Source organism: Nocardia sp. NPDC047038 (genome assembly GCF_040644075.1).
Lineage (GTDB): Bacteria > Actinomycetota > Actinomycetes > Mycobacteriales > Mycobacteriaceae > Nocardia > Nocardia sichangensis.
This window is the reverse complement of sequence record NZ_JBEYVQ010000001.1, coordinates 25312-50107: the sequence shown is the minus strand read 5'-3', so window position 1 is coordinate 50107 and position 24796 is coordinate 25312. Positions and strand designations below refer to the sequence as shown.

The window sequence follows — 24796 nt, the reverse complement described above, 5'->3', positions numbered from 1 at the left end:
GCGATGGCGAAGATTTTGCGTGACGCGACGGAAGGAGTCGGCAAGGTAGCCGCCGACACGGCGGGCCGGGCTGCCAAAGCCGCGACCGGGACGGGATCATCCGCGAAGAAGGCGGGAGCCTCCGCCAAGAAGGCCGGATCTTCCGCCAAGAAGAACGCGCCGCCGCCCACGCCGACCGGCATTTTGCAGCAGTCGTTGCAGAACCTCACCGGAGCGCTGACCGAACGCGCGGTGACCGGGCTCACGAACCAGGTGTCGAAGACCGCGGGCCGGTTGAACGAGTACGCCGAGGGCGGCGGCGGGGGGAACCTGCTGGCGGCGCTGACCGGCGTGCAGAAGCTCGCTGGTGGCTCTTCGCCGTTGAGCACGGCCATGAGCATGGGCAAAACCAAGCTCGGTCACTCACTACGCGAGCAGTTCGAGAATGTGAAGGAATCGCTCACCGGTGGCAAGGGCAAGGGCGGCAGCAAGAAGATCAAGCTGACGAACATCGTCGAGCACATCGACGTCGGCGTCCCGATCCACCTGGCCTACGACCAGTGGACCCAGTTCGCGGATTTCCCGAAGTACACCAAGAAGCTCGAGCAAGTGGAACAGGTCTCCGACGAGAAGCTCAGCTGGACCGGCAAAGTGTTCTGGTCGCGGCGTACCTGGGAATCCACGATTCTCGAGCAGGTGCCGTTCGAGCGGATCGTCTGGCGTTCCAAGGGGCACAAGGGCTACATCGACGGCGCGGTCACCTTCCACGAGATAACGCCGCAGTACACCCGCATCCTCGTGGTGCTGGAGTACCACCCCAAGGGAGTCTTCGAGAAGACCGCCAACATCTGGCGCGCGGCCGGCCGCCGCTGCCGCCTGGAACTGAAGCACTTCGAGCGGCACGTGATGACCGAGTCCGTACTGCATCCCGACGACATCGTCGGCTGGCACGGCGAAATCCACGACAGCAAGGTCGTCAAGGACGACGAGACCGCTCGACGCGAAGAAGAGGAGAAGGCCGAGGAGGACCACGCGGACGACGAAACGAAACGCGGGCCGGACGAGCAGGAGCCGGACGAGGAAGAGGAAGAAGAGACCGACGAGCAAGAGACGGACGAGCACGACGAGGACGAACAAGCCGAAGAACGGCGTCCTCGCCGTCGACCCGCCGCCCGCCGCGGCACCGCGGCGTCCCGCCGGTCGCGTGAGAAGCGAGGAGCAAACGCATGACCATCGAACCCGCAGGAGGCGGCGGCGGTGGCGGAGCGGGCACAATGGCGCGCCCGAACTCGTCCAGCCTGGCCGACGTGATCGACACAATTCTGGACAAAGGCCTGGTCATCGACGCGTTCGCGCGCGTGTCGCTGGTCGGCATCGAGCTGGTGACCATCGACGCCCGCGTCGTGGTGGCCAGTGTGGACACCTATCTGCGTTTCGCCGAGGCCGTCAACCGGCTGGAGATCTCCACCCAGCCGAAGGGACTGACCGACCTCGTCGGTGAGGGCACGCAAGGCCTGGCGAAGCACAAGACGCAGGGCGCGCTCGAGGCGGCCGGTGAGAAAGTCATGGACTTCATCGGCGACGTGCAGGACAAGCGCCAGACGGCGAACAGGCCCAAACGCAAGGAGGGCTGATGACTACCGCGACATCTGTCTACGTCTACGGCATCGTGCCCGCCGACGTGGAGCCCGAGCCGCACGCCAGCGGTGTCGGCGACCCTCCGGGTGAGGTGTCGGTGATACGGCACGGCGAGATCGCCGCGCTGGTCAGCATGCTCGAGTCGGATCGGCCGCTGGGCACGCCCGACGACCTCACCGCCCACGCTGAACTGCTGGACGGATCGGCCGCCGTCGCCCCGGTGCTGCCGCTGCGCTTCGGCGCGGTCATGACCGACACCGAGGCGGTGGAGAACGAACTACTCGAAGCGAACGAAGACGAATTCCGGTCCGCTCTGGAGCAACTCGAGGGCCGTGCGCAATTCGTGGTCCGAGGCCGTTACGTCGAGAACACCATCCTCCGGGAGCTGCTCGACGAGAACGCCGAGGCCGCCCGGCTGGCCGGCGAGATCCGCGATAAACCGGAAGACGCCACCCGTAACGAACGAATCGCGCTCGGCGAGATGATCAACCATGCCATCGAGTCCAAGCGGGCCGAGGACACGCGCAAAGTGGTCGCCGAGCTGGAGCAGTTCGAACCACTCGTCAACCAGCGCGACCCCACCCATGAGGAGGAGGCCGTCCACATCGCGGTTCTGGTCGAACTGGACCGTCAGAAGGACCTGGAGGAGACGCTGCGCCGGCTCGGCGAGGACTGGGACGGCCGAGTGGAGTTGAACCTGCTCGGTCCGATGGCGGCCTACGACTTCGTCATGAAGCGCGCACCCGAGGGGTAAGGCATGTTCGGTGTGCTCACATCAATCCTGACGTTGCCCGTCGCCCCGGTCCGCGGCGTGATCTGGCTGGGCGAACTGATTCAGGACCAGGTGGACCAGAAGATGCGAGATCCCGCCGTCATGCGGCGGGAACTCGAGGAGATCGATGCGGCCGCGGCAGCCGGTCAGCTGTCCGAGGAGGAACGCAAACAAGCGCAGCAGGCGGTCCTGGATCGCATGACCGGCCGTCGGGCGTGACCGCGGTCGACCGGAAGGAGTGATGCGCGTGGCCCGCAAGACAACTTCCGAGGACGTCGACCCGGCCGCCGACGAACCACCTCCCAGCACCCCGGCGCAGGCCGCCGCCATGGCGGTGGAAAACCTCGTCGAACTGACGTCGAAAGAGGTGCAGGGCGTCACCTCGATGGAACCGACGGAGGACGGCTGGCAGGTGGAGATCGAGGTGCTCGAGGACCGCCGGATCCCGTCGTCGGCGGACATCCTCGCGCTCTACGAGGTCGAGATCGATCTCGACGGGAACCTCCTGGCCTACCGCAGAACCAGGCGCTACGGGCGCGGCAGCACCGACATCGGAAGGGCTCGGTCATGACGGTGGTGCCCGGCGGATCGTCCGCACCGCAGCCGTACAGCGGACATTCGTCGACGAACCTCGCCGACATACTCGAGCGAGTGCTCGACAAGGGCTTGGTGATCGCTGGCGACATCCAGGTGAACCTGCTCGACATCGAACTCCTCACGATCAAGCTGCGGCTGGTGATCGCGTCCTTGGAGACCGCCAAGTCGGTGGGCATCGATTGGTGGGAGACCGATCCCTGGCTCAACAGCAAGGCCCGCACGCTGGAGCGGCAGGATCACGATCTCGAACTCGAGAATCAGAAGCTCCGCGACCGGATCGCGGAACTGGAGAGCGCGAAGGAACAACCGCAACGCATCGAGCGTCGCCGCCAACCGAGGGAAGAGCGGTCGTGACGGAGGGCCTCGGGGTCTGGCTGTACGCGGTGACGCCCGGCTGCGGCGGCGAGGAGCTGGGCGAGCTGACCGGAGTCGCGGGCGAGCCGGTGCGAACGGTGGTCGTGGACGGGCTGACGGCGATCGTCGGCTCGGTGCCGCTCGAGGTGTTCGGGGAGCAGCCGCTGCGGGCGCATCTGGAGGACCTCGATTGGCTGGAAGGGACGGCCCGTGCGCACGACGCCGTCGTATCGACCCTGGTGCGACGAGGCCCGACCGTCCCGCTGCGGCTGGCCACCGTCTTCCTCGACGACGACCGGGTACGCGACCTGCTGGCCGAGCGACGAGCGGATTTCGCCGCCGCGCTGGAGCTGGTGAGCGGCCGCACCGAGTGGGGCGTGAAGGCCTACGGCGACCGCGCCGCCCTGACCGCCGCCGTGGCCGAGTCCCGCACCGCGAGCGAAGGCAAAGGCGCGGGAGCCGCGTATCTGGCCCGGCGCCGGGCGCAACTGTCCGCGCAGGAAACCATCGAACGCGACGCGGCCCAGCGCGCCGAGGAGATCCACACCCGCCTGCTCCAGCACGCGGCGGCGGGGCGACGTCAGGCGCTGACCGACCCGGCACTGAGTGGCCGTCGTGATTGGTTGGTGCTCAACGGGACCTACCTCGTGGACGACGACCGCACCGACGACTTCGCCACCATCGTCACGGCGCTCGGCGACGAATTCCCTGGCATCCGCCTCGAACTCACCGGCCCGTGGCCGCCGTATTCGTTCGCGGGCGTGGAACGAGAACCGGCATGAGCCGCGCCACACCTGAGGTCGACGACGAGCGCAGGGTCTCGTTGGTCGATCTGCTGGATCGGGTGCTGGCCGGCGGCGTGGTGATCTCCGGCGACATCAAGCTCGCCATCGCGGACGTCGACCTGGTCCAGATCTCGCTGCGGGCGCTGATCTCCTCGATCAGCACCCTCTCCGGACCGCTGCACGCGCTGGAGGCACCCGGCGATGACTGAATTCGGCGGCATCCCACCGCGTATCGACACCGACCCGGAATCCGTCGAGCGCGGCCTGGTCAGCCTCGTCCTCACCTTGGTCGAGCTCCTCCGCCAGCTCATGGAACGCCAAGCACTCCGCCGCGTAGACGCGGGTGACCTCACCGACACCCAGATAGAACGCATCGGCACCACCCTCATGCTCCTCGAGCAACGCATGGAAGAACTCCGCGACCACTTCGGCCTCACCCCCGAAGACCTCAACATCGACCTGGGCCCCCTCGGCACCCTCCTCCCCCGCGACCCACCCTGAACATCAAGATCAACGGCACATGAGCGAGAGGTCTTCTCGGCAAACGCCACAGCCATGTGCCGTTGATGTTGATCGGCGGCCGGATCGCGTGTTCTGGTAGAGTTTGGGGGCGCGCTCCGGTGCGCAGGGAGCCTGGGTTTCGGCCCTGCCGGTTCATGACCGGGGTTTCCACAGAAGCGCGGAGATCCGGGATTCACGCCCCGGTCGGCTGCAGCCGATAGCTCAAGAGTAGAGCCCCGCTTTGTTAACTCGGTTGGCGGCCTTACGGCCGCCAACCGTTGCTATCTGGCCGCAATCTCGGCGCTGAGCTCGACATCCGTCAGCCCGATGACACCGTAGTGATGCCGCGCGACTCCCCGCGCCTTTCGCAGGGCGACTCTGACGTCACGCAGCACCATAGGCTGGTCGGCAATGATCTCGTCGACCACCAACGCTGCCCAGCAGCTTCTGGGGAGGGCAGCCTGCAAGCCGAGATTGGTCTCTCGATCGAGACGCTTGGTGATGGCCAGAGCGGCGATCATCTCGCCGTGTCCGAAGTCGATGCGGTCACCGAGTCGCAGCGTTCGCGGGTTGCGTTTAGCCAGGTCGAACCAACCTTTCTCCTGCGAAGAAGTCCACTTGGCCAGTTCATCGCCGAGGGCCTGTGTCACCGTGCCGCCGTTGTGGATCACCGAGTTGCGCATCAGTCTCAGCACCGTCATGTACGACATCATGTCCGTGTCGAACGCATGGCCGGTCGTGCGCTCGAAATCCGGATGCAAGCTGACCAAATTTCCTTTGGCAAGAGCCTTGGAGCACAACTTGTTCTCGGCCAGCAGTTCGATGCACGTCCTCATGTAGTCCTCATGCAGGGACAAGACGTACGGGACAGCCATCTTGCCGAGATGCGCGTCGGCGGCGAGCAGGATCAGGCGGGCGTCGTCGGACTTCAGATTGAACCGCTGAATGTGATCGACAGCTGGAAAGACCTCGGGTAGCAACCGATCCGACCCTTCGGTCAGCCGCAGCAGGTGCGCCGACAACTGGGCTCCGGCGAGGAGCGCCATCATTGCATTGTTGGCCTCGGCCTTGCGCTCCTCGTACTCCCGATAGGCTCGGAACCGAACCATCATGCCGCGCGTCGGACCGCCTCTGACCACCGAATCCCCCTGCTTACACCCCGGTTCGGAGTTCGCAACGAACAACCGACTACAGCTTCCTTGTTTGCCGACAGGCATTCTGCCGAAGCACGGCAGCCGTCCTCAACAAGGCGACAATCGAAGTACAGCGCGATTACTTCGGCCTCGCCCCTGGCTACCCTCCCCCGCGATCCACGACACGTCTCGACTGGGGTGCGACCACGTCCCCGTCGGTGGTATGGGGTAGCCGAGGCGTCCCGCTACGCTTCATCGGTGACTTTCACTCCGAATGAGCAACAGTTCCTCGCGGAGGCCGGGATCGGTCGGCTGGCCACGGTATCGCCCGACGGTGTTGTGCAGAACAACCCGACCAGCTATCGGGTGAATGCCGACGGCACCATCGACATCGGCGGTATGCGCATGCGCACCAGCCGTAAGTACCGCAATGTCGAGGCGGGCAGTCGGGTGTCGTTTGTCGTCGACCAGCAGGTCTCGTTGGAGCCGTATGTTATTCGCGGCATCGAGGTGCGCGGCACGGCCGAGGCGCTCGACGACCAGGAGCCGCCGTTCCCTCCCCAGGAACGCGCGGTCATTCGGATCCATCCCGAACGGATCATCTCCTGGGGCATCGACGGCGGCTCCTTCGATTTCAGCAGTCGCACGCCCGACAACTGAATTCGAGATCTGCCCTGGTCATTCTTCCCCGGTTGTTTCGCGATCGGTTCGTATCTCGGCCAATCGGGCGAATGCGCCATCGACGACCTCGTTGATCAGGCCGTTGTGTCGCAACGCAGCACGCAGCCGGTCCGGGTCGACGGCATGGACTAGTTCTTCTCTGTGGAATTCCTCGCCGCGATCGGACCGGCTGTCGCGGCGGGAATCGGATAAACATACTTCGATGGGGTAGCCAGGGTGGCGTTCGGCGACGAACGCCTCATAGGCTTTCCAATCAACAGGGTCGAAGCGGCCATCACGTGCCTCGTGTTCACTTTCGAACATGCCTGCCTCGAACGCGGCAACTAGGGTTCCCAGCCATGCTTCGAGAGACGGACAGATGATGTTGCGGAACTCATCGTCGTGGCCGTACTTCACGAGCTGTCCGGGTCTGCCGCCGAAAGCGCCCTGCAAGTCGATGCACATGTAGTCGCCGAATGGATTTTGCAGGAACGGCACCCAATCGGCACTCCACTCCAGATCGTCGAGACCTTCGTTCGCTGCGATCCACGCCATCTCGTCCATGGTGGAGGCGATGCCTCCAGCCGGCATCAGCGACCAGTAGAACTCGAGACTCCCGAAGTAATCCTCACTCTGTCCGTCACGCCAGGTGAGGAGATCCCGAAGCAGCGGAGGGAGCCTGCCACCGACACGCCGTGCGACCTCATCGATGTCGGCAGCCGAAGCGCCGGGCATCAGTCCGGCATGATAGGCGGGTCTGTTCGCCAAGAGCCATTGGTCGAGTCGCACTACAAGCGGGTGCATGCCGCGAACCTACCGACGCAGTAGGCAAGTCGTGCAATCAAAGCCGAGAAACCGCTCACCGTTGTATATCTCCAACACGCTGCTCTCTCGCACGCCCGGTTCGTTGATGCCGCCGCCGAGGTTGATCGGTGCGCTGACGGGCGGCACCCCGACCCGATGCCATGAACCACCCGACATCCGACTCCGGCGGCGGACGCACAGACAACCTCGATACGAGCGTCCGGCCGGCTCGAGGCAGGATTGCGGGCAGCATGACGGACAACGACGGATCCTTCCCCACCGGTCGACGGCGGCATATTGTGCGGCTGTCGCTGTTCGTGGTGTTCCTGGTCGGGATGTTCTATCTGGTCGCCGTCGCGGGAGTGGTCGACATCGAGGGCGTGCGCGACGCGATCGCGGCGACCGGTCCTGCGGCACCCTTCGCCTACCTGGTGGCCTCGGCGGTGCTCGGCGCGATCTTCGTGCCCGGCCCGATGCTGGCCGCCGGGAGCGGCCTGCTGTTCGGGCCGCTGGTCGGGACGTTCGTGACGCTGGGCTCGGCGGTGGGCACGGCGACCATCACCAGTTTCCTCGGGCGGCGGGCAGGCCGCGAAAGCGCGCGCGAGTTGCTCGGCGCGCAGCGTGCCGAGCGCATCGACGCCCAGATCGAGCGGCGCGGCTTGTGGGCCGTCGTCGGCCAGCGCTTCGTCCCTGGCATCTCGGATGCACTGGCGTCGTATGTATTCGGCGCGTTCGGAGTCCCGCTGTGGCAGATGGCCGTGGGCGCGTTCATCGGCTCGGCTCCACGGGCATTCGTCTACACCGCTCTCGGCGCATCGATCGGCGACCTGTCGGCCCCGCTCGCCTACACCGCCATCGCGGTCTGGTGCGCCACCGCGATCATCGGAACTTTCGCCGCGCACCGCGGATACCGCAGCTGGCGTAGCGGCGCGAACCGCGAGCCAGAAGCTGCGCCGGATCGCTGCGGCGACTAGGACAAGTAGATCTACCTGCGCCGACTGTGCGATCTAGATGTGGCCGTACCGGTCGAACCCGGCTCGGACACCGCGATTACGTCCATCACCGCCTGCCCCGATCGCTGACGCGAGACGGCAAGCGCCGCTTCCGGATACGCGACCCCGATGACTCGAAGCGCGTGCTACTGCGAAGCGGTCGGCGTGCTTGCTAGCGTTTGTCGCGAAGGTTTCGTTCCGGCCGACGATCCGGGGGTGCGGCTTGCGCAGTGCCGGTGTGGATGAAATCGCGGTGTCGACTCGCTGGGCGGCGCTCGCGCTCGCGGGCGGCGTTTGCGCGCTGATCGTGCAGGCGGTGCTGGTCCCGTTGTGGGCGGCTCCGCAATTCGGATTGCTGGTCAATCAGGGCGATCTGGAGATCTACCGCAGCGGCGCGTTGCAGCTGTTGCATCGGGATGCGCTGTATGCCGCGCCGGTGCCTCCCGGTGGTTGGTTCACCTATCCGCCCTTCGCGGCGATGTGTTTCATTCCGCTGGCGCTGCACTCGTTCGGCACGGCGCGGGTCGCAGTATTCGCGATAACCTGTTTCGCCTTGTGGGCCACCATCTGGCGATGCTGGCGGGTGCTCGGCTATCGCGGCGATGCGCGCCTTGCCGTGTTCTGCCTCGGCTTGGCGGCGGTCGCGGTGGATATCGAGGCGGTACGCGGGACGTTGTGGCAGGGCCAGGTGAATCTGGTGCTCATGGCGATCATCGTGTGGGATCTGACGCGGCCCACATCCGCCCGTTTGCGTGGGTGGTCGGTCGGGGTAGCGACAGGCGTGAAATTGACCGCGATCGTCTTCGTCCCGTATCTGATCATCACGCGGCAGTGGCGTGCCGCGACCACGGCACTGACGACCACGGCGGCTACCGTGCTGTTCGCCTGGCTGGTCGCGCCGTCCGACTCCCGTGAGTATTGGTTGCACGCGGTGCGCGATACCGATCGGATCGGGCCGGTGACTCATCCGGGCAACCAATCGGTCAACGGGGTCATGGCGAACATCTGGGCACCGGCCGCGGTGCCTACCTGGATATGGCTGCTGTGCGTATCGATCACGGCGGCAATCGGTTTCGCCGCCGCGTGGGCGGCCCACCGACTGCGCCAGGAACTGCTCGGGTTGGTCGTGACAGGACTGATCGGCTGCGCGATCCCGCCACTGGCATGGGGACATCACTGGGTATGGTTCGTGCCGCTGCTGATTCTGCTGTCGCACTATGCGATTCGCGAACGTTCCGCTATCCGAACAGTTCTTGCGGCGGCCACAGCGACGAGTGCCGCCGCCGCCTCGATGTGGTTCACCACCGTCGTTTTCGCCGAGATCGAACGACTCGACCTCACCGGCGCACCGAGTTACGTCCCGGCCATGAACGCCGCAGTGGAACGAATGCCGCAGTGGTGCCGGGCTGTCGTCTGCGGTGTTGCGCCGGCGGTCTATCTCGCGGTGGTGATCGCTGTCCTCGCCTGTTGGCTCCGGTCGCGCCGAGCCCGGAATACCGTCGGCACACAGCCGCCGATCCCGATCTCGAGCCACAACTAGGGCACGTTCGAGAATCCCCGATCGTCCCTGTGCTGGTGTTCAAGACCGCCGCGGCGCGGTACTTTTGGTCCGGTGAGCGACCGGGAGCCACTTGTCCGGGCATTGATCGACCAGGATAAGCCGAACAGGGCTCCGGGGCCGATCCACCTGGCATTCACCTTCCTTCCAGTCGTTGTGTTGGTGTGCGTCTACTACGACTGGTGGCCGTCGCGCTACGGCTCCTTCGCCTGGGTTGATCCGCTGTTGTCCGGCGCTGCGGCCGTACTCGTGCTCCTCATCTGCGGTGCGGTATGGGCGGTCCGAACGCTGTATGTCGTAGGTAGGGACCGGACATGGTCATGGTGGATCGCGGCTGCCCCCGCGATGATTCTCACTGTTGCAGGGACAGTCGCGCTCCTGCCCCGCCCGTCGTTCGAAGACACCCGTCCGCAGTTCGAGCAGGTGGCCCTTGACCTACAGGCGAGTTCGGAATCTTCACGCTCCCATTTCGAAATCGGCCGGTTCGACATCAGCTATGTAAGGAAGGACCCGGACGGAACCGTCTACTTCATCGAGGGTGGCGGGCTCGGGCTCACGGTGAGCAGTGGGTGGGCATACTCACCTCATGGCACACCGGCTGGATTCGACGACTTCACCGCAACTCACCTCGGTGGCCCGTGGTATGAGTTCACTGCTGTGTGGCGTAGCTGACGCCGCCGCCTGCTCACCACTGGGAGCATCGAGCGTTCCAGACCAGCTGGTATGACACGCTGTCCGTCATGTCCACTCGGCCCATCACCTCGCCGAACCTCACCGGCCAGGGACGTATTGCCTCGATTCTGCGGTTCACCACCGAACTGATTGCCTGGATCGCCACCCCATGGGCACTGGCCGATCACTCGGTCGCGCTCGCGGTCGCGACATTGGTCCTGCTCATCGGGCTGCCGACCCTCTTCGCCACCCCTGGCGACAAAAGACAGGTCCTCATCCCGGTCCCCGGCATAGTCACCATCGGTCTCGTCGTCCTCCAACTCGCCGCCGCCGTACTCGCGTCCTGGGCCATATGGCCGGCGTGGGCGGCCGTCGCCGTCACCACGTTGACGGTCGTCACGGCAATCACCGAACTGCCACGTTGGCGCTGGCTACTCGGGGCACCGACCCGTGCCGCCGGTCGGTGACCCTAGGACCGACACCGGTCGAATTCCTGCATGATGCCGATACCGTTACGGTGCCCGCGCCGCCGGATCGCCCGACAGCGACCGCCGACATCCGGACGCCATCGGGCTCGGCAACCACCGCCCATGCGACCGAACGGCCCTATGCGCAGGCCGGGGCGGGTGCGTCGACGAACAGCGGTTCGCCCGTGGGCGGGGCGTAGACGACGTCGAGGACGAGCGGCTCCGCGCCGAGGTTCCGGCCGATGTGCACGTTCCATTCACCCGCGGGCTCGTAGATGAACTCGCCGGTCCGGAAGACCGGAGCGTCGCAGTCGGGTCCGGGGTGGGTGAGCGTGCCCGAGCGGACGAAACCGAAGACCGGACCGAGATGGTAGTGCCAACCGGTGGAGCCGCCGGGGCCGATGGTGATCTCGCGAACAACCAGATCGGTGCCCGCGACGAATGGCACCAGCCCGGCGGGAATCTGCGCCTGGCCGAGGGTGACGGCGGTGATGTCGCTACCGGGCGTTGCTTCGGCGGGCGCCGCGCTCACCAGCGCACCGGCGAGCGCAACCGGCACTGCGGCGACGCGGAGAAAGAGCGTCATCCTGGCAGCTTAGCCACGGCGGCGGTATCGGAACACGCGTTCGCTCAACGCCGCCGTGGTGACGAGCACCCGCGCCGCGATCCTGGATTACCGTACGTACGTGGCCCGGACAGACGAAGATTCGACGGCGAAGATCATCGACGCCGTCGTGTCGATGCTCGAATCGCACGGCTACGACGCGGTCCAACTGCGTGCGGTCGCCCGCAACGCGCACGTCTCGCTGGCCACGGTCTACAAGCGGTACCCCACCCGCGACGATCTGATGCTCGCCGCCGTCGAGCAATGGATGGCGACCAACACCTACGCCGCCCCTGCCCCGTCCGTCGAGGGCGAGACGCTGGCCGACGGCCTGGTGCGGTTGATGCGTTACGTGTTCGAGCCGTGGGAACGGAATCCCCGGATGCTCGAGGCCTACTATCGCGCGCGGTCCGGCCCCGGCGGCCGGCGACTCGACGCGCAAGGCTTCGACGCCGTGCTGCCCGCCGCGAGCGCCCTGCTGGCCGATGTCGATCCCGACTACACCGCCGACATCGCGCTCGTGCTGACCAACATGATCTACGCGCTGATCGGCCGTTTCGCGAACGCCGATCTCGATATCGCCGAGATCCTGCCCGCGATGGAGCGCACTGTCCGCAGGCTGACCGGCAACAACGAACCGCTGGCGGCCGCCGCCGGGTCCACGCGGCCGGGTGCGCCGGGGTTCCCGTGGAGCGCTTCGCTGGTCTTCCCGTTCTCCCCCGGCACTTCCACGGATACAGAACAGTCGTCGGACGCGACGGATCGGCCGTCGGCGTAGACGCGTCGGCCGCAACCCTGCCGAGAAGCGCGGACCGTTGGCCGTCGACCATCCGACTCGAAACCCAGGCGGGTCGCCGCTGAAATACGTTCGGGTATTACGTATTTCACACATTTCCGACAAATGGAACAAACCCGAACGGCGAAACCGTCTGTTCACGAGGTATTCCCGCGTGCGGTGCGATGTCGAGTTGCTCCGTGCGCCGTGCCGGTACAGCATCTGCGGTATGCCGTCCACACCGCTGAATCCAGCAGGCGACATTCCGGACACCGGAATTCCCGGCCATCTCGCTGCCCACATGACCATGCCCGAGCAGCACGAATGGCACCGCGCCTACCTGCGCCGTCGCCCTGTGTCGCGGCGCAACGTGCTGCGCGGCGCCGCCGCGGCGGCAGCGGTGGCCGCCGTCGGCACGACGCCGTTCGGCAAGCGCGCCTACGCCGACGAGGCCCAGCTCGCGGTGGGTGGACGGCGCGTCGCCTTCGGGCCGGACGCGGCCAGCCAGTTGCGTTTCGCGGCGCAGCTCTCGCGGCGTCCGGCGGGCGCCACGGTGTATCTCGACCACGGACCGACACCGGCGTTGGGCGCGACGGTCCAAGCCGAGGTGCGCAACCTGCTCACCCAGCTGCCCACCGCCGACGGCGGCGTGCTCGCGGCCGAACAGTTCTACGTCCACGCACCGGTGGACGGCCTGCCCGAACGGGTGCCGCACTTCTATCGCTGGCGGACCTCCGACGGATTCGTCGGCGACATCCGCGCCGCCGCACCCGCGATGCCCAGCGCACGCCCCGCGGTCCTTCCGTTCCGGTTCACCATGATGGGCGATCAGGGCACCGACGAAACGCCCGCGCTGCCGGAGGGCGTCGCTCCCGGCGACTACGACGACAAGTACTACAAGGCCGACAACGATCCGGCCGCGCCGCACGCGAGCAACGTGCTGCGCCAGATCGCCGCCGCGCGGCCGGACTTCCACATCCTCGCAGGCGACATCGCCTACGCCGACCCGTCCGGCGCGGGCAAGCCGGGGCAGTTCGCGGCGCACGGAGCGCAGCAGGCGAGCGGTTTCGACAAGTACAACCCCTACGTCTGGGACGTCTACTTCAACGCCATCGAGCCCAGCGCCGCCCAGACACCGTGGATGTTCGCCACCGGCAACCACGATATGGAGGCGACCTACGGAGACCACGGCTACGGCGGGCATCTGGCGCGCCTGGACTTCCCCGGCAACGGTCCGGCGGGCTGCCCGTCGGCGTACACGTTCACCTACGGCAATGTCGCGGTGCTCTCGCTGGACGCCAACGACGTCTCCTACGAGATCCGGGCGAACAGCGGCTACTCCAGCGGGGCACAGACGAGTTGGGTGGAACGCACCCTGGCCGCCCACCGCGCCGACCCCGACATCGATTTCATCGTCTGCTTCTTCCACCACTGCGCGTATTCGACCACCGAATCGCACGCCAGCGACGGCGGTGTGCGCGACGCGTGGGTCGGGCTTTTCGACCGCTACCAAGTCGACCTGGTGTTGCAGGGTCACAATCACGTCTACGAGCGCACCGATCCGCTGCGTGGCGGGCAGGCGACGAAGGTCGCGGGCGACAACTCGATCGTCTACCCGGAGACCGACGGCACCGTGTACTACACCGTGGGCGGCGGCGGACGCCCGCGCTACGAATTCCAGCCCGGGTCGCGGGAAACCTTCCGCGGCAGCGAGCTGGCCGACACCTCGGTGCCGAACAGTTACGTGTGGACCCCGGGCGGCGGTAAGCAGGACGAAGCCGCGCCGTGGTCGCGGGTCCGCTTCCGGAATTACTCGTTCCTGCGCGTCGACGTCCGGCCGGGCGTGTTCGCCAGCGAGATGGACGTGGTCGCGGTCGACGAGTACGGACGCGAATTCGACCGTGTGCTGTTCCGGCGGCAGGTCAGGGCCTGAGCGGGGCTACTTCTTCGTTTTGGGTGGGAGGGTCCGGGCGTAGGCGACGCCGCGCTCGACCCATTCCCGCAGTACTTCGTCGTCGTCGACGGCGGTGACCCGCAGCCAGCCGACCATTTCGCGCCCGCCCATGACCATTGGCTCCACCGTGTCACCGAGGAGCCGCTCGCCCTCGTCGGGATCGACCCGCACCAGCAGACCGCCCTGCCTGCTGGCGGCCACCGCCATATTGCCGCCGATCAAGAAGGCCAGGCCGCCGAACATCTTCCGCTCGGTGAGTTCGGGGCCGGGTGCGATCAGTTCCCGGATTCGCTCGGCCAGCTCCTCGTCGTATGCCATGACGGCATTGTTCACCTGGTGTACGACAAGTCGGACGATCGGCGACCGCGTGTCCTCCCCCGGTCGCCGTCCGGGGCGAATATCGCGTACACCGATGACGCGGCCTGCGCCGAAGGCGGCTGGTTGCGCTGAAACGCTCTGTACACCAGTCGATTTGACGCACTGCGTAAGTAGACGGCCGAGGTGCGTACGTACACTCCCGAGCCGCCTGGATGTCATTGGACGTTCAGGCGGATGTTTCCGTCCCTGTCTGTAATACAGGACGTGAGACGGGGGCGAGTTGCCATTGACGTTCGCGTGCAACCCGTTTCGGAATTCGCAGTCGACTGCGCCCCCAGAGACGGGACGAAGGACTCTTTCGTGCACATCTGCCCCCAGGCGGTGCGATCACGCACTGTCCGCCTCAGTTCGACCGAGCGGCATTCGATCGGAGTCCCCCGCGAGTTTCCCACAGCCGTGACCGCGTTGCTCGCCGGTGCGCCGAACTGTTGGCCGGGTTCTCGGCCGGGCGTTTGGCGGCGGCGGGCGATCTGGACCACCCTCACTCTCTTCGCGCTCTTCGTGTTCCCGGGCTTCCTCGGTGCGCTGGCCGTCGCCCAAGACGCGGCGGGCAGCACTTCCGGAACTTCCGGCATCGACGGGCTCAGCTGGATGAACATCCACGACTCGTCGGGCATCCCGCTGTCGGACTACCGATTCGCGACCGGCGACGAGAGCCTGTTCAAGCCGCGCGCCACCATTCTGTGGGCCGTGCTGGGCTTGGAGTTCATCGGCTACATCGCCATCGTGACGACGGCGATTTGGTTGATCGGTTACGCGTTGAGCTTCCGGTGGCTGGACATGTTCAGTGCGGCGTTGCACGGCGTGGCCGACGCGCTCACCGGTCAGATCGCGACCCCGATCATGCTGGTCACCGCGGCGACCATCGGCGCGGTCTGCGTGGCGTGGTTCATCGCGCGCGGCTACCACGCGAAGGCCACCATGCAGGTGGTGACGATGGTGGGCGTCGCGCTGCTGGGCCCGTTGTTCCTCGCCGAGCCTCTCGCGGATGTGCTGTCCTCGCACGGGTTGCTCGCCCAGGGCCGCGATCTCGGGATCTCGGTGGCCGCCGGTCTGAACGGGAACGCCGACCCGAATCCGACCCAGTTGGTGGCGACGATGCAGAGCGACCTGGCCGACAATTTCGCCCGGAAGCCGCTACAGGTGTGGAATTTCGGGCACACCGTGGACCAGCGGCCCGCCTGCCGATCGGCGTGGTCGTCGGGGGTGGCGGCGGGTGACGACTCCCGGGTGATCAGCGGCCTGAAGTCCTGTGGAGACAGCGCCGCGCGCGCGAAGGCCGAGAATCCCTCCATGGGGCAGGTCGCCACGGGTCTGATGCTGTTGGTCTGCGGCGGCATCCTGCTGGCCTTCGCGATGTACCTCGGCATGAAGGTCATCAAGGCCGCGCTGGACACGATCTATCACGGGTTCATGTCGCTATTCGGCTTCGCCGCAGGCGGATTCGTGTACGGCCCGACGCAGACGTTCCTGGTGCGCAATGTCGTCGACAGTTTCGTCGCGGCGGCACGAATGACGGCGTACACCATCTTCCTCGGGGTCTACGTCTTGTTCATGGGCAATCTGTTCGCGCAGGCGCGCGGACAGGTCATGGCGGTGATCATCATCGCGGGCACCGTCGAGATCGTCGCAGTCCTCCAGCTCAAACGCCTCAGCAGCGGTTTCAGCCGGGGCAACGACTGGATCGCCAACCGATTCGCGCTCGCGACGCAGGGCAGTACGAGCAAGTCCGGGAGCAGCGGCGACACCGCCCTCGGCATGGGCGGCGGTGGCGGTGGGAAGTCCGCGCCCGGTATGGGATGGGTGACCCCACTCTCCACGCTCAACACCATCAACTCCTCGCCGGTGACGGCCTGGCTGGCGGGCGGGCGGGTCAATCCGTTCAATCCGCTCTCCAGCACGCGACGGACGATCGAACGCTCCACCAGAAGGATTCTGGCCAGCCGCGAAGCGGGGTACGTCGAGCATCAGCTGTCCCGCACCAACTGGCGTGGTGTGGCGGTCGACGCGGCCGAGCAGGTCGGGGGCATACACACCCAAATCGGCGTGTCGCGGGCCTTGAAAGTATTGCGCGACAACAAGGTTCCCGATTCCCGCATCCATGCTGTCCTGCTCTCCTCCGGCGCGAGCCACGAGCGGGTCACCAATGCGCTGACGGCATACTCCGTCCAGGAGTCGACGGCATCGCAGAACCCGTACAGCTTCGCGCCGTTGCAGAAGGCGATCGCGGCGGCGTGGGCAGTGGACAACCACGTCGGCCACGAGGCGCACGATGCCTTCGCCGCCCAGGCGGTGATCGCCGCCGACAGCTTCGTCCGGCACAGCAACGCGCCCGCCCCCAACGCGAACATCGATCAGGCGTTCGTGCAGCGGGTCGAGCAGAATTGGCATTCGGACCGGGCGCTGCGCGCGGCGATCACCCCGGACGAGTGGGACGGCGCGGGCCGTGACACCCGTTGGGCGATCGGCCACCGAGTCGCGACCATGCACCAGGAAGCGGCCAGGGAGTACTACGCGAACCCGAACGACATCAACCGTGAAGCCCTGATGCGATCGGCCAGGCGCGTCGCCAACCTCGATCACCTGGATCCCGACGGCGGCCTCGACCCCTGGAATCCGTAGCGAGCCGGGCTGGACCATGACCCGGTAGCGTGGCGGGATGCGCAGCGTCGAACCGCCCAGCCGCGTCATCTTCCTCAACGGAACGTCGAGCTCGGGTAAGACGACCTTGGCGCGAGCCATCCAGGACGAGAGCGACATCCCCTTCGTCTACTGGGGCATCGACACGTTGTTCCAGCTCATACCGCCGAACTGGGGCGGAGGACGTGACGGTCCGCTCAGCCGAGAGGGATTCTGGTACGACCGCCGCCGGGACGCGGACGGCAGCCCGATGGTGGTCATCCGCTACGGCGAGGTCGGGCGGCGGATGCTGCGTTCCGCCTGCGCCGCGGCCGCCGCCTTCGCCCACGGCGGGGACCACCTGGTGATCGACGAGATGTTGCTGAGCGCGGATCTACTGCCGATCTGGATGGCCGCGCTGGCCGGGCTGGACGTGCAGCTGGTGCGCGTCACCTGCCCGCTGGCCGTGGCGGAGCGGCGTGAACAGGCGCGCGGACGCGACATCAAAAAAGGCTTGGCGCGCGGCCATTTCCACCTGGTGCACGAACACGGCGCCACTTACGACACGACCGTTGACACCAGCACGGGCACCCCGGCCGAACTGGCCAGAATTGTCCTGCGACGACAGCAGTTCGCGGGAAAGGCGACGTCTTCCTGACCGATGTCCGCGCGAGCGTCCGCCAGCGGGTCCTCATCTGTCGGCGAAGATCTCGACCTCACCGCGCCGCCACGCTGTGCGGTCCGGATCACGCTCGAGCCGCGTGCACGACCTGTGCGAACACCTCGTCCGGGTCGGATGCCTTCAGGCCGAAGGTGTCGCGAATGGCCGAGTCGTCGACCGTGAAGGCCGCGTGCGACATGTGGTAGGTCTCGAACAACTCCGGCCAGAACGGGTCGGTGAGGCCGAGCAGCGTCAGTTCGCGATCGCTCATGACCGCCAGCCGCGGCTCGGGCGCCCCGGCCGCCGCGGCGAATCGTCCGGCCAGCTCCCGCGCGGTCGCGGTGATGCTCGGCGCATGCCACGGCCTGCCCCACGCGCGCTCGTCGCGGGCGACGGCGACCGCTGCCGCCGCCGCGTCGCCGACCGCGGTGTATGCGTGCGGCAGGTCGAGTTCCTGCGGCAGCAGCGCCAACTGCCCCGCCGAGATCTTCGGCTGTGCGAGGAGCGAGAACACCGAGATCGCGCCGGGACCGATGAATTGTGATGCCCTGACCTCGGTGACGCGCACTCGGCCCGCCCGGTGCGCCTCTTCCGCTTCCCGCCACATGCGGGCGCGAACCCGCCCTTTCGGCCCGGTGGCCGCCAGCGGTGACTGCTCGGTGACCGGCCCGTCGGCGGGACCGTAGCCGTACAGGTTGCCGAGCATCACGTAATTCGCACCGGACCGCTCGGCGGCGGAGCGAATGGACCCGAACAGCGGCGGGATGGTCTCCGGCCAGGTGTGATACGCGGGCATGGCCATGTTGAACAGGGTTTCGGCGCCTTCGGCAACAGCGGTCAGCGCGTCCGCGTCCGAGGCGTCGAGGGCGATTCGTTCGATGTTCGGGTGCTCGGGCCCCGCGCCGCTGCGGCTGACCATGCGTACCCGGTCGCCGGACCCGGCCAGTAGCGCCGCGGTGGCCGAAGCGGTGGCGCCACGTCCGACGATGACATGCGAAGGCATGCGTATTCCTTTCTGCGACAGATGTTTCCACACGACCTGCGGCATTCGGGGTGCCGTTCGCCGGTCGTGCGCTACTCAGCCTGCCGGTGCGGCGACAGGTAAGCTACTGGCTGGATTGCCAACTATCCCAAGGATCAGGCCATGCAGACTGTCGCCGTCGTCGCGGTGCCTCCGGTGAAAGCTTTCGACCTGGCCATGCCGGAAACGGTGCTGGGCGCGGCGATGGTCGACGGCGAGCCCGGCTACCGCATCGTGGTGTGCACCGCCGTGCCCGGCGTGCTGCCCGCAGGGCTTGGTGGATTCGACGTGGTCGTCTCCCGGGGCTTGGCGGCGATCGAGGAGGCGGACATCGTCATCGTGCCGAGCACCGGAAGCCGCGCCGACGCGGACGCCGCCACGCTGACCGCGCTGCGTCGCGCGGTGGCCGCGGGCAAGCGCGTCACCTCGATCTGCAGCGGCGCCTTCGTGCTGGCGCAAGCGGGCCTGCTGTCCGGCCGCACCGCCACCACCCACTGGGCTCTCGCCGACGAACTGGCGGCGAACCACCCGGACGTGTCGGTCCGCAGTGACGCGCTGTTCATCGAAGACGGCCCGATCACCACGGCCGCGGGCGCGGCGGCCGGAATCGACCTGTGCCTGCATCTGATCCGCGCCGACTACGGCGCGACCGTCGCGAACGCAGCCGCGCGCACGGCCGTCGTCACCCCGGTCCGGCCCGGCGGCCAAGCCCAGTTCGTGGACGCGCCCTTGCCCGCCGAGAACGGCGTGACGCTCGCCGACACCCGCGCCTGGGCGCTGCGACGTCTGGACCTACCGTTGTCGCTGGACGACCTGGCCGCCCACGCCCGCACCAGCGTGCGCACGCTCACCCGCCGCTTCCACGAGGAGACCGGCCTCAGCCCGCAGAAATGGCTGCTGCACCAGCGCCTGCAACGCGCCAGGGAGCTACTGGAATCCACGACGCTGCCCATGGACCAGGTGGCCAGGCACAGCGGCATCGGCTCGGCGGAGTCGCTGCGCCAGCACATGATCCGGCACGTCGGAGTGCCACCGAGCAGCTATCGGGCGTCGTTCACCCGGTCGCCGGCACACCCGGACTTCACGGACACGGCGGTCGGCGCCGGAAGACGGACCAGCCCATGAAGGAGCCGTCACGCCGACTGAGCGAAACGCCGGCGGCAGTCGAACGCGCCCTACGGGCAGCGGGCTTGCGCGGGACGCGCAACTCCCATCAAGGCGTTCCACTCGGCGCCGGTGAGATCCGGACCAGCATGCGCACAAGCGGCCCGGATCAGGCCGTCCGGTGAGATGTCCCGTTCGATCAGCGTCCCATCGACGCCGCCGGAGAACGCGGGACCGGGATTCACCGTCACGAGATGCCGTCCATCAGCGGACAAGGCGACGGCGGATGGGACGTGCCAAACGGAATCAGGCTCGAGTTCGCCCAGATTCGTGCCGTCGGCGGCGAAGACAGTCAGATAGCCTGCCTCGTCTTTCGCGACGACCACGTTCGCGTCCGCAGCGGCGGCGAGTTGCGCGGCCGAGTTCCGAGTACTGCGGAAGGGGATCGTCCGCTCTCGATGCGAGCCGGTCCGATCCCAGATCTCGATGCTGTCTTTCCGGCGGATCAGCAGATGCCGTCCGGCGAACAACACCGACTGCGCGTCCTTGCCGTCGATGTCGTGCGCGTTTTGCTCTCGCGCCAAGTCATAGACCGATATGTGCTCGGCATCGCGCATGACCAGGAACTCTCCGGCCGCGTCGATTCCCGCTTCGACGACATGGTCTGTGTCGACCGCGCCGCCCAGCGGGATGAATTCTGAACTGATGCCGCCGGTGGCCAGATCGTGCAGATACGCCCGTCCCCTGCTGTCGAGAGAAACAGCGGTGGGTGATACGGACGACACACCGGCCGCCTCGACGCTGATCTGCGGTGGTGGCGAGGACAGGACCGTCACCTCGAACGGAGTCTCCACGTGGGGTTTGGGCGGGGATACACGTCGCTCGTAGCCGGATGCCGGATTCGCGGCGATTGCCAGCATGGTGCCATCCGCGCGCCAGGCGAGTTTCCCGGATAGTCCCGGGATGGAGAGCTGCCGGGAGGGGTTCGGCCCGAGCTGTTGGATGATCACCACGTCACTGTTGAGCGCCGATTCTCCCGGATCTTTGTCCTGGCCGGTGATCACCGCGGTGCGCCCGTCCGGGGACAGCGACAAGCTGGGCGGACAATTATTGCAACCTTTGACGATCGGCACCGCAAAGGATTTCGCCAGCCGGTCGCGCTGCGCGAGATCCCACAGGGTGATCAGTCGCCCGGACGCCGAAACCAGCTGCGTTTCGGAGGTTCCGAGGAAACGCAGTAGCTTCCGGTCGAAATCGACGGCGGTACCGGTGATCAGCGGTGGCGGCTCAGGAGGCCTCGGCTCGCCGGTGACGGGCCCGACGTAGAACCCGGCGTCGGCACTGGGTACCGCCGCTATCCGCGCCGAGCGGCTGAGCACGGCGGGAGCCGATCGCCTCGGCATCGCGACGCCCACATATCCGGGCTCCGGGCGCACAGCGCTCGGAGTCGGACGCAGCCGGAAAACCGGCGCCGGAATACCGGGCAAGACGGCGCAGGCGAACGAGGACCCGTCGGGCGACAATTCCCCGACGTATTGGCCGTCGCCGCAGGCGTTGCCGGTGTCGAGAGGTGAAAGATCCCGGTCGGCGCCGCCGCGAAGCGAGATCTGCCGTACCTTGCCGTCGGTTTCGAGCAGACGCAACGCCGTGTCGTCGGTGAACACCATGCTCGTCACCGCTCGGTCGATCGGATGCGACGAGAGAACCCGTCCAGCGGCATTGTCGATGATGTCGACCGTCCCCGGGGTGCCTTCCGCCGCCTTGGTCTGCCTGCGATGGACCGCACCGAACTTCCCGGACGCGGATACGGCGACGACATCGACTTCGCTCGCGCCGGGCACGCCGAAGTCCGGCCGACCGGAGTTGCTGCCCCACAGTGTGATCGAGGCGCCATCCGTGGCGAGAACCGTCCGGCCGTCCGCGGCGACGGCCAGCGAGCGGATCTCGCCGGGCAAACGCGCGACCGAGGTCGTCACCGAGCCTCCCGGCGCCCATGTCACGACTTGTCCATCGGCGAGCCCGGCAACGACGGTTCGACCGTCGGCACTACTCTGCAAGGCCGTGACCTCCGCAGGTGCCGCAACGTAACGAGCGACTTTCGGACTGGCCAGATTCGCGCGCAGCAGGGCGGCATGGTGACGTGGACTCGGGTCGAGACGGTACGCCGCCACGGCCAGCAGCAGGGCCGCGCGGACATCCGTGGCCATCTTGGTGTCGGCGACGGAGGCCATGAGCCGCGCCGTGGCGATCTTGGCCTGCTCCTCGGCGCGATTGCTCTGCACCCGAGCCACGACCGCCGCGATCAGCGCCACGACGAGCAAGATGACCAACGCGCCGATGGCGGTTCTCGCCCAGCGCAAGTTCCGCTTGGTCTGCTGGTAACCCTCGGATTTGACGTCGGCCTCGGAGACGCCGCGAATCACCGCGGCGATCCCGACCGCGATGGCGTCGATGTCCGGACGCGGGACTCCGTTCGCGTCCGCACGCCATTTGAGCGTTTTGTATACGGGTTCGGACGCGAAAACACCGAACAGGCGTGGCGGTAGGGCGGTCGAGCGCGCCCGGTCCCAATCCCCGGCTTCTTCGTCCCAGAACAGGGACCCGGCACTGAGGACCAGCAATATCGTCTCGGGAGACCGATTCGCCAGCCACCACTCGATTTCGCGGTCCACCCATTTGGAGCCGGCGGCCTCGGGTGAAGCCACCACGACGAGCCACTCGGAACGCGACAGGCCCGCGACGATCTTGCCCCACAGTTCGGCACCGATCGGGACACCGCTGTAGTCGAGGAAGATGCGCGTTCGCGGGAAGCGGTACCAGGGTCGTGGCAGCTTCTCGATCGCGTTCTGGACCAGCGGAAGCACCGCACGGTCCCGCTCGCCGCTGTAGGACAGGAACGCGCCGTATCCGGTGTCCGCACGGGTGGTGCGGCGCCTCAGCCCCGCACGCACAACCGCTCCTCGCGTCCTACCGCGTTCGCGCCACCACGAGCCACGCCTCCCACCGGCATCAGGTCCCCTCTCCCGATCGTAGAGGCTCCTGCACTCGCCTCGACATCGATTCAACCACCGCGTCAGCGTTCGGAGCTCGATACCAGAAGATCAGTCCTGCAATCATTTTCGCCGATATGAGACGAGGACAGGCGGATTCGGCGTTCGGTCGCCACGTCATGCCGCGAATGTCGTGGGCGACGCACCGTGTGACGACGGCCTCGCACGTTCCCGCGGACTTCGGCGGTAGAAGTGGTCCATGACCAAGATTCTCGTCACGGGCGGAACCGGCGCGCTGGGCAGGCAAGTGGTCGATCGGTTGCGGGAAGCGGGCCATGACGTACGGGTACTGTCCCGTCGCCCTGGCGCGGGCACGCACGCCGGCGACCTGCGGACCGGTGTCGGCGTGGCGGAGGCGGTGGCGGGAACCGAAGTGATCGTGCACGCGGCTTCGGATTTTCGTCGCGCGGGTGGCGCGGACCTCGAGCAAACCGAGAACCTGCTGCGGCATGCACGGGAGGTTCGGCACCTGCTCTACGTGTCGATCGTCGGGATCGACCGGATCCCGTTCCGGTACTACCGCAACAAGCTGGCCTGCGAGCAAGCCGTCGTCGACAGCGGCGTCCCGCACACGATCCTGCGGGCGACGCAGTTTCACGAGCTGATCGCGGCGCTGTTGCGGACCGTCGAGAAATGGCCGGTGGCGCCGTTGCCCACGACCTTTCGTTTCCAGCCGGTCGCCGCCGCCGACGTGGCGCGGCGGGTGGCCGAGTTGGCCGTGGGCGAGCCGCTCGGCCGGGCACCCGACTTCGGCGGTCCGGAGGTGCTGACGATGGCACAGTTGGCGCGGGTTTGGCAGGGTGTCCGACATCGGCCCCGGCGTATCGTCCCGCTCCCCGTTCCGGGACGAGTCGGGAGCACGTTCCGGGCCGGGCTGAACACATGCCCGGATCATCCCGACGGCACGCAGACCTGGTCACAGTTCGTCGCGTCGAATCCGGCGAATCCCTACACCGGTCGGAAGAAGCCTTCCTGACCGCGAAACTTCGACCGCACCGACTCATTGCCGACGCGTCCGAGATCGAACGGGGCGGGCCCAATCGTCCGGGCGCACGCGATCCGACGCCCGGCCCGCCCGCGAACCGCGGCCGGTTCAGCGCCGCTCAGGCTCGGTCGGCCGCCGCCGATTCGGCGGGGGCCGAGTGCGTCGATGTCGGTCAGCGCGCATTCGGGCTGGCGCCCGCGGGAATGCCGGCGCGGCGCATGAGCAGGGTGGCCGGGCACCAGCCCACGGCGCTGTAGAGCAGCAGATTGACCCCGGCCAGGGCGGGAAGCAACAGCCACCACGCCGAGATCGTCGCGGCGAGTACGGTGCCGAGCAGCACGAACGTTCCGGCCAGCAGCGGAACCAGGCGTGCGATGGTCCATTCACCTGTCCAGCTGGATTCGATCATCGGTCATCCTTCTCCAGATCACGCCCTCGCGGAACGCGTGCGTCACGCGAGGGCAAGGAACAGTTTCTCCAGTTGATCCACCGTCATCGGATCGGCGGTCTCGGCGTCGGGGTTCGCGAGGCATTCCCGCAGCCCGGTGGCGACGATCTTGAAACCCGCTCGGTCCAGTGCCTTGGAGACCGCGGCGAGCTGGGTGACCACGTCTTTGCAGTCCCGGCCCTGCTCGATCATCGCGATCACTCCGGCGAGCTGGCCGTGCGCGCGGCGCAGCCGATTGAGTACCGAGGCGATGGCGTCTTCGTCGCCGACCATGATGTTTCTCCT

The 24796-nt window shown here is 67.0% G+C and carries 28 protein-coding genes; 20 read left to right on the top strand and 8 right to left on the bottom strand.

Annotated features, from left to right (window positions below; translation table 11 throughout):
- The first annotated feature begins 3 nt into the window (after positions 1-3).
- The 9 genes from ABZ824_RS00275 to ABZ824_RS00235 are packed head-to-tail and all read left to right on the top strand — an operon-like array spanning position 4 to position 4626.
- A complete protein-coding gene (locus ABZ824_RS00275) occupies positions 4-1209 on the top strand; it encodes an SRPBCC family protein (RefSeq protein WP_356960763.1) in 1206 nt (401 codons plus the stop codon).
- Complete coding sequence (gvpJ, locus tag ABZ824_RS00270; protein ID WP_355079748.1) at positions 1206-1613, top strand: gas vesicle protein GvpJ; 408 nt, start codon at positions 1206-1208, stop codon at positions 1611-1613. The genes ABZ824_RS00275 and gvpJ overlap by 4 nt, the downstream gene beginning before the upstream one ends.
- A complete protein-coding gene (locus tag ABZ824_RS00265; protein ID WP_356960762.1) occupies positions 1613-2371 on the top strand; it encodes a GvpL/GvpF family gas vesicle protein in 759 nt (252 codons plus the stop codon). The genes gvpJ and ABZ824_RS00265 overlap by 1 nt, the downstream gene beginning before the upstream one ends.
- Before the next feature lie 3 nt (positions 2372-2374).
- Positions 2375-2608, top strand: a complete 234-nt coding sequence (locus ABZ824_RS00260) for a gas vesicle protein GvpG (RefSeq protein WP_356960761.1) — start codon at positions 2375-2377, stop codon at positions 2606-2608.
- 28 nt (positions 2609-2636) lie between these two features.
- Positions 2637-2960 (top strand): gas vesicle protein GvpO, encoded by a 324-nt coding sequence (gvpO, locus tag ABZ824_RS00255; RefSeq protein WP_356960759.1) that lies wholly within the window; start codon positions 2637-2639, stop codon positions 2958-2960.
- The gene (locus ABZ824_RS00250; RefSeq protein WP_356960757.1) at positions 2957-3340 is read left to right on the top strand and encodes a gas vesicle protein; all 384 of its coding nucleotides are present in this window, start codon (positions 2957-2959) and stop codon (positions 3338-3340) included. The genes gvpO and ABZ824_RS00250 overlap by 4 nt, the downstream gene beginning before the upstream one ends.
- Positions 3337-4122: a GvpL/GvpF family gas vesicle protein gene (locus ABZ824_RS00245; protein ID WP_356960756.1), complete on the top strand. Its 786-nt coding sequence runs from the start codon at positions 3337-3339 to the stop codon at positions 4120-4122. The genes ABZ824_RS00250 and ABZ824_RS00245 overlap by 4 nt, the downstream gene beginning before the upstream one ends.
- The gene (locus ABZ824_RS00240; protein ID WP_356960754.1) at positions 4119-4334 is read left to right on the top strand and encodes a gas vesicle protein; all 216 of its coding nucleotides are present in this window, start codon (positions 4119-4121) and stop codon (positions 4332-4334) included. The genes ABZ824_RS00245 and ABZ824_RS00240 overlap by 4 nt, the downstream gene beginning before the upstream one ends.
- Complete coding sequence (locus ABZ824_RS00235) at positions 4327-4626, top strand: gas vesicle protein K (RefSeq protein WP_355079762.1); 300 nt, start codon at positions 4327-4329, stop codon at positions 4624-4626. The genes ABZ824_RS00240 and ABZ824_RS00235 overlap by 8 nt, the downstream gene beginning before the upstream one ends.
- Before the next feature lie 281 nt (positions 4627-4907).
- On the opposite strand, the gene ABZ824_RS00230 is transcribed toward ABZ824_RS00235, so the two are convergent.
- Entirely contained in the window at positions 4908-5738 is an 831-nt protein-coding gene (locus ABZ824_RS00230) for a hypothetical protein (protein ID WP_356960753.1), read from the bottom strand.
- A gap of 279 nt (positions 5739-6017) precedes the next feature.
- Here ABZ824_RS00230 and ABZ824_RS00225 point away from each other — a divergent pair, with 279 nt between their 5' ends.
- Positions 6018-6419, top strand: a complete 402-nt coding sequence (locus ABZ824_RS00225; protein WP_356960752.1) for a PPOX class F420-dependent oxidoreductase — start codon at positions 6018-6020, stop codon at positions 6417-6419.
- Positions 6420-6437: 18 nt separating this feature from the next.
- On the opposite strand, the gene ABZ824_RS00220 is transcribed toward ABZ824_RS00225, so the two are convergent.
- Complete coding sequence (locus tag ABZ824_RS00220; RefSeq protein ID WP_356960750.1) at positions 6438-7223, bottom strand: SMI1/KNR4 family protein; 786 nt, start codon at positions 7221-7223, stop codon at positions 6438-6440.
- Between the two features lie 251 nt (positions 7224-7474).
- Between ABZ824_RS00220 and ABZ824_RS00215 the strand changes: the two genes are divergently transcribed.
- The 4 genes from ABZ824_RS00215 (at position 7475) to ABZ824_RS00200 (ending at position 10912) form a co-directional block, all read left to right on the top strand.
- Positions 7475-8197 carry a TVP38/TMEM64 family protein gene (locus ABZ824_RS00215; RefSeq protein WP_356960749.1) on the top strand — a complete coding sequence of 241 codons (723 nt, stop codon included), beginning with the start codon at positions 7475-7477 and terminating at the stop codon, positions 8195-8197.
- Between the two features lie 256 nt (positions 8198-8453).
- Positions 8454-9755, top strand: coding sequence for a glycosyltransferase 87 family protein (locus ABZ824_RS00210; protein ID WP_356960747.1), 1302 nt, complete (start codon positions 8454-8456; stop codon positions 9753-9755).
- A 72-nt stretch (positions 9756-9827) separates the two neighbouring features.
- Positions 9828-10445 (top strand): DUF1109 domain-containing protein, encoded by a 618-nt coding sequence (locus ABZ824_RS00205; protein WP_356960746.1) that lies wholly within the window; start codon positions 9828-9830, stop codon positions 10443-10445.
- Positions 10446-10513: 68 nt separating this feature from the next.
- The gene (locus tag ABZ824_RS00200; RefSeq protein WP_356960744.1) at positions 10514-10912 is read left to right on the top strand and encodes a hypothetical protein; all 399 of its coding nucleotides are present in this window, start codon (positions 10514-10516) and stop codon (positions 10910-10912) included.
- Positions 10913-11051: 139 nt separating this feature from the next.
- Here ABZ824_RS00200 and ABZ824_RS00195 read toward each other — a convergent pair whose 3' ends face one another.
- Positions 11052-11498: a cupin domain-containing protein gene (locus ABZ824_RS00195; protein ID WP_355079778.1), complete on the bottom strand. Its 447-nt coding sequence runs from the start codon at positions 11496-11498 to the stop codon at positions 11052-11054.
- 100 nt (positions 11499-11598) lie between these two features.
- Here ABZ824_RS00195 and ABZ824_RS00190 point away from each other — a divergent pair, with 100 nt between their 5' ends.
- Both ABZ824_RS00190 and ABZ824_RS00185 read left to right on the top strand, forming a co-directional pair.
- Positions 11599-12294, top strand: a complete 696-nt coding sequence (locus ABZ824_RS00190; RefSeq protein WP_356960743.1) for a TetR family transcriptional regulator — start codon at positions 11599-11601, stop codon at positions 12292-12294.
- Positions 12295-12520: 226 nt separating this feature from the next.
- Positions 12521-14224 carry a metallophosphoesterase gene (locus ABZ824_RS00185; RefSeq protein WP_356960742.1) on the top strand — a complete coding sequence of 568 codons (1704 nt, stop codon included), beginning with the start codon at positions 12521-12523 and terminating at the stop codon, positions 14222-14224.
- Positions 14225-14230: 6 nt separating this feature from the next.
- Here ABZ824_RS00185 and ABZ824_RS00180 read toward each other — a convergent pair whose 3' ends face one another.
- Complete coding sequence (locus tag ABZ824_RS00180) at positions 14231-14563, bottom strand: TfoX/Sxy family protein (RefSeq protein WP_355079783.1); 333 nt, start codon at positions 14561-14563, stop codon at positions 14231-14233.
- Positions 14564-15019: 456 nt separating this feature from the next.
- Here ABZ824_RS00180 and ABZ824_RS00175 point away from each other — a divergent pair, with 456 nt between their 5' ends.
- Together ABZ824_RS00175 and ABZ824_RS00170 are read left to right on the top strand one after the other, a co-directional pair.
- On the top strand, positions 15020-17245 hold the full coding sequence (locus ABZ824_RS00175; RefSeq protein ID WP_356960741.1) for a hypothetical protein: 2226 nt from the start codon (positions 15020-15022) through the stop codon (positions 17243-17245).
- A 37-nt stretch (positions 17246-17282) separates the two neighbouring features.
- Positions 17283-17900: a chloramphenicol phosphotransferase gene (locus ABZ824_RS00170; RefSeq protein WP_356960739.1), complete on the top strand. Its 618-nt coding sequence runs from the start codon at positions 17283-17285 to the stop codon at positions 17898-17900.
- An 88-nt stretch (positions 17901-17988) separates the two neighbouring features.
- Here ABZ824_RS00170 and ABZ824_RS00165 read toward each other — a convergent pair whose 3' ends face one another.
- Positions 17989-18906 (bottom strand): NAD-dependent epimerase/dehydratase family protein, encoded by a 918-nt coding sequence (locus tag ABZ824_RS00165; protein WP_356960738.1) that lies wholly within the window; start codon positions 18904-18906, stop codon positions 17989-17991.
- 141 nt (positions 18907-19047) lie between these two features.
- Between ABZ824_RS00165 and ABZ824_RS00160 the strand changes: the two genes are divergently transcribed.
- Positions 19048-20049 carry a helix-turn-helix domain-containing protein gene (locus ABZ824_RS00160; protein ID WP_356960737.1) on the top strand — a complete coding sequence of 334 codons (1002 nt, stop codon included), beginning with the start codon at positions 19048-19050 and terminating at the stop codon, positions 20047-20049.
- 50 nt (positions 20050-20099) lie between these two features.
- Here the strand turns inward: ABZ824_RS00160 and ABZ824_RS00155 are convergent, their stop codons facing one another.
- The gene (locus ABZ824_RS00155) at positions 20100-22979 is read right to left on the bottom strand and encodes a hypothetical protein (RefSeq protein ID WP_356960735.1); all 2880 of its coding nucleotides are present in this window, start codon (positions 22977-22979) and stop codon (positions 20100-20102) included.
- Positions 22980-23277: 298 nt separating this feature from the next.
- Here ABZ824_RS00155 and ABZ824_RS00150 point away from each other — a divergent pair, with 298 nt between their 5' ends.
- Positions 23278-24054, top strand: a complete 777-nt coding sequence (locus ABZ824_RS00150; RefSeq protein WP_356960734.1) for an SDR family oxidoreductase — start codon at positions 23278-23280, stop codon at positions 24052-24054.
- A 181-nt stretch (positions 24055-24235) separates the two neighbouring features.
- Here the strand turns inward: ABZ824_RS00150 and ABZ824_RS00145 are convergent, their stop codons facing one another.
- Complete coding sequence (locus ABZ824_RS00145; RefSeq protein WP_356960733.1) at positions 24236-24472, bottom strand: DUF2892 domain-containing protein; 237 nt, start codon at positions 24470-24472, stop codon at positions 24236-24238.
- A 42-nt stretch (positions 24473-24514) separates the two neighbouring features.
- Entirely contained in the window at positions 24515-24784 is a 270-nt protein-coding gene (locus ABZ824_RS00140) for a metal-sensitive transcriptional regulator (protein ID WP_355079796.1), read from the bottom strand.
- Between the last annotated feature and the right edge of the window lie 12 nt (positions 24785-24796).